At 65.0% G+C, this 14,125-nt stretch carries 1 protein-coding gene; it reads right to left on the reverse strand.

From position 1 onward, the window contains the following. Positions 1-153: 153 nt before the first annotated feature. Positions 154-13,416, reverse strand: a complete 13,263-nt coding sequence (locus V5E97_RS15250; protein ID WP_406701163.1) for a golvesin C-terminal-like domain-containing protein — start codon at positions 13,414-13,416, stop codon at positions 154-156. Between the last annotated feature and the right edge of the window lie 709 nt (positions 13,417-14,125).

Here is a 14,125-nt window from a genome sequence, read left to right on the forward strand (position 1 = left end):
GACCATGTCCACCTGCTTAGGTGAGTGGCCCAGCCCCCCGTGGACCCAATTACCCGGCTGAGGCGCAGTGAGTGGCAATGCCAAGCTCTGAGGCGAGCGCCAGGATGCTTCGCGTTGTCGCCTCAGAGCGGGCGATCTCCACGCTGCCACCACTCACCTGGCCCCGCCTGGTCGACGGAACCAATCACCCAGGGACGGGCCGCGCGGAACTCGCCTCAACAACCCGCTCGAGGTCGCAGTCACCTCGGCCAGGCGGAGTGCCCGGAGCCGGTTGACCGGCTGGATACCGGGACGTCCGGCAACCCGCTGGGCTGGTGCGTCGGTTGTTGCCAGAGGGCCGACTGGTCCTCGCTCCGATCCTGTCGTAAGTCTCGAGGCGAATGTTGAAGCCCGCGGTGCGGAGGCGGTGGTACGGGCAATCTCCACCGGGGCCTCATTCGCCGTCGCTGCTTCGCCACGAGCGAAAGCGTGAACCACCCGCCTGATCCCGGGCCGCAACGACTCGGCCATCAGGTCGTCGGAGTCGGCCTGCTCGACGTGGTCCAGGCCCAGCAGATGGCCGAACTCGTGGGTCAGGACGGTTAACAGATCGATTCCCGCGGGGGTCGGTACGGTTGAGTCCGGGGCGAACTCGGAGTCCTCATCGGGTGTGGGATCGATAAACCAGCCGTATCCGGCGGCGCCGGCGTCGATCACGATTCCGTCGATCCCGGCCGTCCCTAGTTCGTTTCCGGGAAGGTCGGCGATCTGAAGCGGTGTGGCCCGCAACGCCGTCAGTTGGGCGGTTTCGACGCCGGCAGCCTGCCAGCGTGCGATGGCGGCGTCGGCGATGACAGTCAGGTCCGCCATGGAGACCAACGATCCATTGGCCAGCTCGTTTGGTCCGCCCTCGGCCCGCAGAGCGCTGGCGGTGGCGACTCGCACGGCGTCGGCGATGATGAAGCCGTCGCCGTCGTTGGCCAGCTCGACACGGAGCGAGCCGCTGTTGATCGTGACCAGGCCCAAGCTTTGAAACACCACTCCGCCGGCCGTCACCCCTCCCGTCGGCGCGTTGCGTTGATCCGTTCGGACGGTCGCGATCAGGGTATTGCCATCGTAGATCCGATAGGGAGCGTTGGTGGCGCGGTTGCCTCCCGCGAGCCAGGTGACCTGGACGTCGTAGCTGCCCGGGGTCAGGCCGGTTTGCAGCCATGAGGCGACGGCCGATCCGTCGCCGGGGGCGATGTATCGTGCATTGCCGCCGTATCCGCCGGCGAAGCTGACCCAGGCCCCGGTTTGGCTATAGCCCGTCTGGCCGTCGTCGGCGATGGCAACCGTCGGCACCGGTGCTGATGCGGGCTCGCCGATCCGGATGGCATCGACGATGACGAAGCCGTCACCGTCATTGGCCAGTTCGACACGGAGCGAGCTGCCGTTGATGGTGATGGTGCCCAGGCTCTGGAAGACCACTCCGCCGGCCGTCACCCCTCCCGTCGGCGCGTTGCGCTGGTTGATTCGTACGGTCTTGATCAGGGTGTTGCCATCGTAGATCCGGTAGGGGGCGTTGGTGGCGCGGTTGCCTCCCGCGAGCCAGGTGACCTGGACGTCGTAGCTGCCCGGGGTCAGACCGGTTTGCAGCCATGTGGCGACGGCCGATCCGTCGCCGGGGGCGATGTATCGTGCGGTACCGCCGTATCCGCCGGCGAAGTTGACCCAGGCCCCTGTCTGGCTATAACCCGTCTGGCCGTCGTCGGCGATGATGACCGTTGGCGCTGGGGGCGGAGTCACGACGGCGACGCGGACGGCGTCGGCGATGACGTATCCGTCGCCGTCGTTGGCCAGCTCGACACGGAGCGAACTGCCGTTGATGGTGACGTTACCCAGACTCTGGAAGACCACTCCGCCGGCCGTCACCCCTCCCGTTGGCGCGTTGCGCTGATTGATTCGTACGGTCTTGATCAGGGTGTTGCCATCGTAGATCCGGTAGGGGGCATCGGTGGCGCGATTGCCGCCGAGGAGCCATGTGACCTGGACTTCGTAGGAGCCCGGCGTCAGTCCGGTTTGCAGCCATGTGGCGACGGCTGATCCGTTTCCGGGGGCGATGTATCGTGCGTTGCCGCCGTATCCGCCGGCGAAGTTGATCCAGGCCCCGGTTTGGCTATAGCCCGTCTGGCCGTCGTCGGTGATGACGACCGTTGGCGCTGGGGGCGGGGTCGCGATGGCGACGCGGACGGCGTCGGCGATGACGTAGCCGTCACCGTCGTTGCCCAGGACCACGCGAAGTGAGCCACCGGTGATCGCAAAGCTCCCCAGGCTCTGGAATGTCGCGCCGCCGGTCGTCACTCCCCCGGTGGGTGCGTTGCGTTGATTGACCCGGATGGTGCTGATCAGGGTGTTGCCATCGTAGATCCGGTAGGGGGCATCGGTGGCGCGATTGCCGCCAGGTAGCCAGGTCACTTGCACCTCATAGGAACCGGGCGCCAGGCCCGCTTCCACCCAGGCGGTTGTGGCCGAGCCGTCGCCGGGGGCGATGAAGCGTGCGGTACCACCGTGTCCGCCTGCGAAGCTGACCCACGGCCCTACTTCGGTGTGCCAGGGGGTACCGTCGTCGACGACGGCCGGGAGCACTGGTGCCGCGGCTGCGACGCGGACGGCGTCGGCGATGACGTAGCCGTCACCGTCGTTGCCCAGGACCACGCGAAGTGAGCCACCGGCGATGGCGAAGATGCCCAGGCTCTGGAACGCCATGCCGCCGGTTGTCACCCCCCCGGTCGGCGCCAGTCGCTGATTGAGTCGCACGGTCTTGATGAGCGTGGACCCGTCGTAGATCCGGTAGGGGGCATCGGTGGCGCGATTGCCGCCAGGTAGCCAGGTCACTTGCACCTCGTAGGAGCCGGGCGCCAGGCCCGCCTCCACCCAGGCGGCTGTGGCCGAGCCGTCGCCGGGGGCGATGAAGCGTGCGGTACCACCGTGTCCGCCTGCGAAGCTGACCCAGGGCCCGGCCTCGGTGTGCCAGGGGGTACCGTCGTCGACGACGGCCGGGAGCACTGGTGCCGCGGCTGCGACCCGGACGGCGTCGGCGATGACGTAGCCGTCACCGTCGTTGCCCAGGACCACGCGAAGCGAGCCACCGGCGATGGCGAAGATGCCCAGGCTCTGGAACGCCATGCCACCGGTCGTCACCCCCCCGGTGGGTGCATTGCGTTGATTGACCCGGATGGTGCTGATCAGGGTCGTTCCATCGTAGATTCGATAGGGGGCGTTGGTGGCCCGGTTGCCGCCGGGGAGCCAGGTCACTTGCACCTCGTAGGAGCCGGGCGCCAGGCCCGCCTCTACCCAGGTGGTTGTGGCTGAACCATTGCCGGGGGCGACGAAGCGGGCCGTCTCGCCGAATCCACCGGCAAAGCTGACCCACGGTCCGGCCTCGGTGTGCCAGGGAGTACCGTCGTCGACGATGGCCGGGAGTACTGGTGCCGCGGCCGCGACGCGGACGGCGTCGGCGATGACGTAGCCGTCGCCGCCGTTGTCCAGGACCACGCGGAGTGAACCACCTGCGATGGCGAAGGTGCCCAGGCTCTGGAAGGTTGCGCCGCCGGTTGTTACCCCCCCGGTGGGTGCATTGCGTTGATTGACCCGGATGGTGCTGATCAGGGTCGTTCCGTCGTAGATTCGGTAGGGGGCGTCGGTGGCGCGATTGCTGCCGGGGAGCCAGGTGACCTGGACGTTGTAGGAGCCTGGGGCCAGACCCTCTTGCAGCCAGGTGGTCGTGGCCGAGCCGTCACCGGGGGCGATATAGCGAGCGTTGTTGCCGTGACCGCCGGCGAAGCCCACCCACGCCCCGGCCTGGCTGTACCCCAGCCCCGCTTCGTCGATCACGACCGAGGCAGCCTGGGGAAGGTTGACGTTGACCCGGAACGAACGCTTGGCGAGCGCCTGGCCGTCACTAACCGTGGTTACGACCATGAACTGCCCGAGGAAGCCCGGGCTCGGCGCGATCGCCAATCGGTTGCCCGTAACGCTCAGCGCCACCGGCACCGCATTGTTTTGCGCGTTCCAGAGCAGCGAAGGGTTATCGTAGACAGCCTTGCCCAGGCTGGCGACGGCGACGCCGACCAGCGAAGTATTGGTGGAGGGCGGAGTGAACTCGAAGAGGTCGCCATTAGGCATCAGGTAATACAGGAAGCCACCGCCGCCGTTGCTGTATCCCTGCGACGAAAAGGTGCCGCGGAGGTACTTTTCACCCTGGCCGCGAAGCCCGGCTTGATAACCGGCCGGGTCGAGAGAGAACCCATAATTCTGGTCGAGCCAGTAGGGGAGCGATTGCGCTGAGGCCGAGTAGCTCAGCGCGTCGAAGTCGACATCGCTGCCCGAGAGAGTGATGGCGCTCGCCGAGTTAATCGCCATCACCTGATTGGCGACCGGATCGAGGACCGGGGCCCGGTTGACGAGTGCCACGACGATCTGGGCTGTTTTGCTGACGGCGCCTCCGTCTTTATCGTCCACCTGGACATGGATGGTATAGACCCCTTCGGCCGCGTAGGCGTGTCCGAGGTCGGCGGTTCGGCTAGACAGATTGCGGAGCGGTACAATTGTGCCGTCGCCGAAGTCGACCGATCCCGTCCAGGTATCGGCGCCCGGGTCGTCAAAGACCTGGGTCAGCCGATAGAGCGTGTCCGGCCGGACGTTCGCCGGCGCTGTCAACACGAGGCCACTCGGCCGGACATTGTTCACCGTCACTGCGAACTGGTTGGTGGCCGCCGCACCGTTGTTGTCGGTGACGGTGAGCCTGACCCAGTACACCCCGTTGTCGGACGGTGTGAACGAGAACGCCGGGACGATCCCCGCGGTGGCGATGGCCCCAGACCGCGGAGCGACGACCTGGCTGTTCGGTGTCACCACCGACCAGAGATAGGTATGCGTGTCGGCCGTGCCTGGGTCGGAGAAGGTACCGGTGAACTGGACTTGGGACCCTTCATCGACGGTGGATGAGCCAAGAATCGTCAGGTTTCGGGCGGAGACGTTGTCCGCCGTGATGTTGATCGACGTCGTCTGTGAACCGCCCCCCGAGTCGACCACACGGAGAGTGAGGGTGTAAATCCCCTGGTCGAGAGGAGTGAAGGGGAGGGCGGGCACCTGGCCGGGGACGGTGACCACGCCGGTGGTGGTCAGGACCGTCGTCGTTCCCTGAGTGACCGTCCAGGTATAAGTGTGTGTGTCCTGAATCCCTGCGTCGGAGAAGGTGCCCAGGTAGGTGGCCGGTTGGCCCTCTTCAAGCGTCGTGGGGCCGGTGATGGTCAGCGCCTGGGGAGGCGCGTTGGTCACGGTGACGAGGATCGTGTCAGTGCCGACACCGCCGTCACCATCGTCAACACTGAGAGTCAGGGTGTAGATCCCGTCGTTGAGCGGCACAAAGCCAAACGAGGTGGCGTGTCCCGGGGCAACGACCTGGCCATTACTGGCGGTCAGGGTCCAGGTGAACGCCAGGGGGTCGTGGACTCCGGCCGGATCGCTGACGAGGAGACCGGCGATGGCGTCGAACGTGAGTGGGGTTCCCTCGGTGACCGCAAAGTCGGGCCCGAGGCTGACCGTGGGAGCGATGTTGTTCACCACCACCACAAAGGAGCGAATCGTTGTGGCCCCGACTTCATCAACGGCGCGGACGGCGATGACGAACGTCCCGTTATCGGGGAATGCTCGGGAGGCGGTCAGGCCGTTGGCGTCGACGTCGAACGTCGTGCCGTTGTAGTCGAGGTCCCAGGCCCAGGTGACCGCGTCGTTGCCGGGATCGGTGACGGTGGTCGTGAAGGTGACCAGGCCGGGCCCTTCGCCCACGACGGCCGGTCCGGCGATGACGACGGTCGGCGGGGCATTGACGACGGTCAGGATGATCGTTTCCACATCGGCTGGCAGACCGCTGTCGAGGTCCTCAACGCGGGTCGTGATCGTGAATGTGCCCTCGACCGCATAAACGTGGCTGAGGGTGAACGGGTGAAGGGACGTGTCGCTGGTTTCGGTGCCGAAGCTCAGTGGGTGCTGTCCGGTGCCGTCGCCATAGTCGACGGTGGCAAGAAATCGGCCGCGGCCGTCGATGAACCGGCCGGCACGGGTCCAGGCCGTTCCTTCAGAGATCGTCTCGCTGGCGCCGATTTCGACGACCGGGGCACTGAGGTTCACGGCGACCGCCATGGTCTGCGAGGTCGCCAGTTGGTCGTCGTCATCGCGGATCGTGATGACGACGTTATACAGTCCCGGATCGGCGAACCGGTGAAAGAGGAGGAACTGGCGGTTGGCGGTATCGACCGTCAGAGTCTGCAGCTGTGTGCCGTCGCCGTAGTCCACCAGAGCCGTCCAGTGGTCGGCCCCAGGGTCGCGGAATGGCACGGTGAGGGTGAACAGCCGCCCCTCGCCGACTTGGGCCGGCAAACTCACTCCCGAAAGATCGACCACCGGGGCCGTCGGCAGAATGGTCAGCGCGGTCACGTCGCTTCCCGAAGCCCCGCCGGTGGGCACCTTCTCGCGGTACTCGAGCGTGGCGGTGTAAGCCCCGTCGTCAGTCAGCGCAGTGGCGGTGTAGAGGGCCCTCGCATAAGTCACACCGTAGGGGTCAACCTGGTTGAAGATCAGGTCCTGCCAAAGGCTGGTCTCGACGACCGTGCCGAGGGAGTTGCGGACGATCCAACGGGCCTCAAACGTACTCGTGCCCGCGGAGGGTTGGTAAACCGCCCCTTCGAGCAGAAGCGGCTCGCCTTCGTGACCGATGAGATCGGGTCCGGCCTTGGGGTTGAGCGGTGTGTACCGGTCACCGAAGTTCACGCCGGTGAGGATCTGACCGGTACCAAGCGGCCCGGTGGAGCGGGCGAGGGTTGGTCCGCCGAGGTAGCGGAGTTCGTCGTAGCTGTATCCAGTGGGGCTATTGCCGGTCACGAAGAGCCGGCCGCCGAAGGGGAAGAACTTCGAAACCAAGAAGTCGTTGAGCTTGCTACGTTGGCCGGCACCATTATCACTGTACGGGGTCTGGCTGTAGCCGACGGTGTAGTAGAGCGCGTTGTTGAAGGTGGTAAGGGCGGCGATCCCTTGGTCGACGCCTGGATTGAAGTAGAGCGTCGGCACGCCGGTGCCGGTGTACTTGTAGAGCTTCGAGGAGCCTGTGGCATCCCTGGCCGTGAAGAAGAGAGCCCCGTTGAGGACGGTGAACCCCGCGGCGCCGCCGAGTTGGTTCGCAGGGTCGAGGCGGGCCGGTGCGTTGGTGCCATCGTACCGGAAAAGCGAGGTCAGGCCCGCGGCGTCCGTTGCTTCCAGCAGTAAGACGTTGTTGAAGGTGAACCGAGGAATCGGGTTCGAGCTGCCTGCGGCGTTCAGCTCGATCATCTGGGTGGTACCGGTGTCTCCGTTCAGTCGCCATAGCTCTCGGCCGCTGGTCGTGTCGTCAGCGGCGAAGTAGAGATTCGTGCCGGAGACGAGGAAGTTCCCTGGGTTCGAGGAGAAATCGCCGGATGCCGTGACCTCGATGATCAGCGTATAGGTGCCCGTGGACGAACCGGTGCCACTGGTCGCGTTCGTGGGGCTGTAACTGGTGTTACTGTAACTGCTGACGCCCACGTAATAGACGCCACCGACGGTCGCGCGGAAGCTCAGGTACGAGTCGTAGGTAAACGTTTCGCCCGGAGCGGTTCCGTCGTCATTGGACCAGAGCACGTTCCCGGTCGCGTCGAAGACGCGGAGGACCGAGTCGAGGGCATTGGTGCCGAGGATCCGGGCGTCGAGGTCAATGGTCACCAGGTCGCCGGCATTGACAACGAACTTGATGAGATCGCGATCATTGCCGTTTGCCCCGGTGTTATCGCCGATCTTGCCGGTGCCGACGAACCGGTTAATGGTGCCCGAGACGACCGTACTGTTGAAGGCGGTGGCGATCGTGTCGGCCGGCTCGGCGATCGCCAACGTGGCCGTGGTCGAGGTTGAGGGGGGGACCGGTGTTCCGCCGAACGGTCCGACGTTGAGCGGGAGTCGGACTGTGCGGAGGTAACGCCCGGAGCGGTCGAATACGTCGATTCGCTGCGGATCGGCGGCGGTGGCGGTGAAGAGTTGACCCTCGGCCGCGGCGAGCCGGTTGGAGACCGTGGTACGGCCGAGACTGAGGCTCAGCGAGATGACCCCTGTGGCGGGGTCGAAGGCGACCAGGCCGCCGTCTGCGCGGGCCGCCACCAGCGAGTCGGGGTTGTAGAGGGCGGTCAGCCCTCCCGCCAGGTCGGCCGCCACGACATAGCTGCCCGTGATGGTGCGGCTGGTCGCGTCGAACACACGGACCGTCTCGGTCGATGTGTCGAGCAAGTAGATCTTGCCGCGGAGCACCGCCAGGGCAGTGATCCCGGCCGGCACCGCGGTCGAGTTGACCACGGCGCCCGTGTTCGGGTTCAACTCATAGAGGGTGTTGTTTGAGCCCAGGGCAAAGAGGTTACCATCGGCGCGGCCGAGGGCCAGGATCGAGGCCGTCGGCGCGGCGAACCGCCGGATCAAGACGCCGGTGATCGGATGAAGCTCGGCGATGCCGCCGGTGGCGTCCTGGGCAATGGCGAAGAGGCGATCGGCCAGAGTCGGGGCGCTGAAGTCGCCCACGAGCGTGGCGACGCTACCGTCGAACTTCCAGGCCTCTCGCCCATGGGTGCCGTCATTGGCACTGAAGTAGAGTGCCCCGCCGAAGGCGGTCAGACCTGTCGGGTCGGACGACACGGCTCCCGGGGCGAGATCAACCGCGCGTTCGACCTGTCCGTTGGCTCGCACCCTGTAGAGTTCTCGTCCGAGCTTGCCATCGTCGGCCGTGAAATACAGGTCGGGGCCGACGACGGTCAAGTTCGCCGGTTCCGAGGAGAGATTGCGTGTGGGGTTGACCTCGACCCGGACCTGATAGGCACCGCTCGATGATCCCAAGGCGCTGCCGGCACCGCTGAGGTTGTACCCCGTATTGCGGTAGGAGCTGATGCCGATGTAGTAAACGCCCGAGCTCGCGATTGTGGCGGTCAGGTACGAGTCGTACGAGTAACGCTCGCCGGGGGCCACGTCATCGTCACTCGAGCTGACCAGGGTTCCGTCGGCCTTGACCAGCCTGAGGTAGGAATCAAGAGTCGAACCAGTGAGCGTGTCGATGTCGACCGCCAGATAGTCGCCCGCGTTGAGGGTGACCTTGATCCAATCGAAGTCTGTCTTCGGATCGCCCGTGGCGTTGTCGCCGATGACGCCTGTGGCATCGAAGATCAGGTAAGCACCATTCGTGGAAACGAGCCCGGAATTTGTGGCTGTGGCGGCCGTGTTGGCGGGTTCGGTAACCGTGCCGGTGAGCCGGCTGCCAGCGACCAATGACGGGGAGCCGCCGAGCGAGCCCACGCCGTAGGTAAGACGCAACGATCTTCGATAAGTGCCCGAGAGGTCGTGGACCGAGACGCGGGTCGGGTCGTCGGCCGCGTTGGCGTAGATCTCGTTTTCCACCACGGCCAGGCCGGCCGGCGGTGACGACCGATGAAGGTCGATCGTTTGCAGGATCGCCCCGGTGGCCGGGTTGAGAATCACGATCCGGCCATCGGCCGTCGCGGCCAGAAGCCGACTCGGGTCGACCAGCGACGAGAGGCCCCCCGCCAGGTCGGCCGACACGGTTCGGGTGGCGACGATCGTGTCGCTCGCTGGGTCGAAAACCTTGATCGTGTTGGCGGTTGCGTCGAGCAGGTAGACCAAGCCGTCGAGCACGGTCAGGTCGCTGATCGAACCCGCCCCGGCGATTGCGTCGGAGTCGATCACGACGGCTTCGTCGGGTTTGAGCTCGTAGAGGAGACCGTCGCCGCCGAGCACGTAAAGCCGGTCGGACGCGTAGGCGAGACCGACGATTGTGGCCGTTGGCCCTGCGAACCGTCGCAATTCGGTGCCCGTGGCCGGTACCAGTTCGGCGATCTGATTGGTGCCGACGACCACGGCGAACAGGCGATCGGTCCGTGGCGGCGCGTTGAGGTCGGCGGCAAGGCTCACTGTTGCGCCGTCGAACTTCCAGAGCTCCCGACCGTGCAGCCCGTCGTCGGCGGTGAAGTAGAGGATGCCGTTGTTCACGACGAGATTTCTCGGGTTGGACCCGATGCCGGCCGCCGTGTTGAGGTCGGCAACCAACTCGATACGACCGGTGCTGTCGTAGCGGAACAACTCCTCTCCGAGGTCGTAAGTCGAGCCTGTGAAGTAGAGCTGGCTATTGAACACCGTTAGGTTCTGAACTTCTTCAACCGAGCCGCTGAAGGTGACGGGGTTGTTGCCGATGGTCTGGAAGAACGACACCGGCTTGGGCTGAGTACCGTCGGTGGTCGGCTGCCAGTCGGGATCGCCCTCGGCCAGGACATACTGGCTGGAGGATACGCTGGGCACATTGTGAAGAATGTAACGGCCGTTGACGTCCGTCACGGCGGTTGGTTCGTCGGCATCGCGGGCGCCGTTCTGATTTGCGTCGAGCCAGACGACCCAGCCTTCGACCCCCGCTTCACCGGCGTCGCGGACCCCGTTCCCGTTGTCGTCGCGATACTTGATGCCTTCGATGGTCGAACTGTCGACGCCGACGACGATCCGCCGCTCGGCCGACCGGCCGATCGTCCCGGTAGTCCCGGCGGCCCCCTCGTTTACAGTAACCGTGACTGTGACCGGACCAAAGTAGGCTGGTACGTATGTTGCGGTGCCATACGTTCCAGGCTCAGGGGTGACGTAGACTTTGACGGTTTTTGTCGTGTAAGGTGCGACGAGGACGGCGGGTACGACGAGTACGTCGACCATCGGGTCGCTGCTCACGGCGGAGATGGAGAGAGCCTGGCTGTCCGCTTCCAAACCCGTTAGATCGATGACCAGTGATTCGCTGAGGAACATCATCTGGCCATTCGTCAGCGAGGCGGTGTCGGTCCGAACGGTCCCGTCGCCTGCCGCGAACCCGGCCACGACAGTCGCCGCCGAGGCCGTGGGCACGAGGGTGGCGTAGACCTGGAAGCCGTAGAGGGCGCTGAGCAGCGTGTCACCGCTGCCACCGAAGACCGGGTCCTTGGCGTAGCCGCCCTGGCGGAGTCGGGCCGGTGTCGCACCATTGATGCCGAGGACCGGCTTCTCAATGGGCGATCCGGTCAGGCTAGCATACAGAATCATGTCGTAGCCGGCATAATCCTGGCCATAGCCAGCGGGTCCCAAATCGACGCGAAGCACGACGGCCGAGGCGCGGTGAGCCAAGCCATTATCACGCCGCGTGCCGTCCGAGTTCAGTCCGGCATACGCCAGCACTTCCGAGTGGAGGAGCGCCAGACTGTTGACGTTCTGGAGAAGTCCAAACGCCTCGGCGCCCCCTTGGAGGCCGACGATATTCGGCGTGAGGAGACCAGCCGGGAGGAACGGGTTTGTGCTCCGGACGCCTGTAAAACCCTCCTTCGATGCCCCCTGCGGCGAGTAACTGTTGAGGTTCAAGGGCGTGTTCTGGCCAATCAGGAACCGCCCGTTACCTCCCGCGTTCGTCCCGGTGCCGCCGGAGGTGTTGATGGTCAGATTCGAGGTGACGATATCAGATGCCTGGAGCTTGATTGTGCCACCTGCACCACCACCGCCACTGCTACCGTTGCCGCCGCGCCCGCCGGCACCACCGGCTCCGCCGTTGCCACCATTCCCTCCAGCCCCGCCATTGGGGGCGCTGGAATTACCAGGTGCACCACCCGGCCCCCCTGTTCCATGACCGTACGTGTCGAGAGGATCCCCATTGACGCCAAGTGTTCCGCCTTCGGCATTGCCTCCCTTGGCGAGAAAGTTACTGCGCGAGGTCGTGATACGCCCGAGCACCACGATTTCGAAGGCGCCACCACCACCGCCACCATAGCCGCCTCGTCCGCCATCGCCGCCGTAGCCGCCTTGGCCCCCGTAGCCACCGGTACCACCATAACCGCCGAAATCGCCGGTGAGGTAAGAACTATCTCCTCCACCCTGGCCACCTCCACCACCCCCACCACCAGCCCCGCCGCCACCGCCGCCCATTCCACCACCACCACCGCCACCACCGCCACCACCGCCACCCCCTGAAAGGGATAGGCCAGTGAGCGAGTTCGTACCTCCGATACCGGCTGTACCGTTGTTTCCAGGCGCCCCCGATTGGCCGTTTTGGCCGACTTGGCCGTTTTGGCCACCGGTTGCCGCGACGTAGCTCCCAACTGTTAAGCCGGCGGTTACTGTATAGCCTCCCGTGCCCGCGGCGCCTCGGGGACCACCGGTGCCACCAGAACCGTAGCTGAAGCCAGTAACCGGCTGACCGCCACTTCCAGCGTTGCCACTCGCGCCGCCGCCATTTGCGTTTCCGAATCCGCCCGTGCCACTGCTACCGTTGCCTCCGGATGGGCCGTAGACCGAGCCATTGCCACCCGAGCCACTCGAGCCGAGCGATCCGCCATCCCCTGGTCTCGCATCGATATCTGTCGTGAAGTCATATCCCGTGCGGAAGAGCTTGCTACTCGGGATCGACTGCTTGCTGATTCCCGGACCCGCATAGGCGATGGCGAGCACCTCGGTGGAGTCGTACTCGAAGTATTTCACTTGGACTCGATAGTACGAGCCAGCTTGGAGGGTGATCGAGCCCGATCGTTCCTGGACTCCGTGCCTGCCATTGTTATCGACGACTACGGCGCCATTGACGAAGATCGCCGAGCCGTCGTCTGAATTGGAGTAGAATGTGTAAGTGCCGGTGGTATCGATTCGAAGCCAGGCGACCTGATTAAGTCCGAAATACGTTCCACTCCAGCCGTTCAAACCGAAGGTGGAGTAACTGAAGATTCTTCCCGCATAACCCGACGAGTTCCAGGGGACATCGTTGACCGAGGAGACCGCGGAGGTGAGAAGGATGGTTCCGGAGTCGATGCCGTTAGCCCCGACCCAGTAACCACCGTCTCCACCGGTCCGGCCGTTGGACTGAGAGCCGCCGCCGGACCCCGCTGCTCCGAAGACGCCGGTGACGTTGCCGGCCGACCCGTATCCACCACCATCACCGCCGCCGGCGCCGGAGAATTGGCCCACCGCCGAGGCGTCGATCGTGGCGTTGTCGGAAATATAAGCATTATTGCCCACGACGATCGAGAGTGGCCGGCTACCGGTTACCTTGATCGACACATTCGGGACGGCCAAGTCTCCGGACACGGTGAAGACGGCCACCCCTTGCGCGTTGACCGAGGTGGTCAGCGCGGCGCCGAACAGGCTGGTGCTTGAGTAGAAGTAGGTGTTGGCGACCGGGTTGTAGTAATAAACATCGAGGAATGATGTATTGATTGTTACTTCCGTGAATTGGGCATAATACGGGTCCGGCGTGGGGGCTTGGTCAACGACCGTGCGGTTGGTGAAGAGACTGGAGAGATTCGCTACGTTCGTGTTGGCATCGACCTTCGTCCCCACGACCGTCATGTCATTGAAGCTGCGGAGATCGACGGGATTGGGGTTGAACGCCGGGGCGTTGGCATTGATGTCAAACCAGAGGCCCTCGATCTGCGCTGTCAACGGGTTATCGACCAACGGAGCGTACTCGCGTGCAGTGGTCTCCGGGTCATCGGTCCCTGGACGGGAGCTGCGTAGGCCGTCCTTGATGTAAGTCACCGCCGCGTTATCGAGCGGGTTGCTGTCGAGGTCGAGCACACTGAGCGTCGGCAAAACTTTGCGGACGAGCCGGATCCCGTCGAGGACCAGGTCGCCGGTGCCATCGTTGGCCGGGCGAATCACGATCGTGCCGCGGGCGCCGGTGCCGGTCGGGTCGATGGTCACGGTGCCGACTCGCTGCCAAGGTCGTCCTCCCAGAGGATTTCCGCCCGTCGGCGCGACGCGTTGGCTGATGGCGGCCGAGGTGGTTCGCGTCAGCGGAGTGGTCAGTGGATCGGTCGCCGTCGGTATGCCGGCGTAAGTGTCGATCGTATACAACGCGCGGTTGGTAAACCGTGGGTTGTTGGGGGCTGTGGCCGGGTTGACTGGCCAGGTTACGAACACTTCGTACTCGCCGGCGGGCAGGTCGGGGAAGACGTAGCGGAGCTGCGACGTGTCGACGCCTGGAGCGACGAGGCGGTAGTCTCCCTCGAAGGCTTGATCGTTCACGTCGCCGCTGAACGACGAGTTCGGTGTGCCG

It is taken from the genome of Singulisphaera photorubra, assembly GCF_045290345.1.
Taxonomy (GTDB): Bacteria; Planctomycetota; Planctomycetia; order Isosphaerales; family Isosphaeraceae; genus Singulisphaera.

What these genes read in the sequence shown, in the direction of transcription:
- V5E97_RS15250 (WP_406701163.1), bottom strand. Translation starts at nt 13,416, where the DNA reads ATGACGGTCGTGGGGACGAAGGTCGATGCCAACACGAACGTAGCGAAT.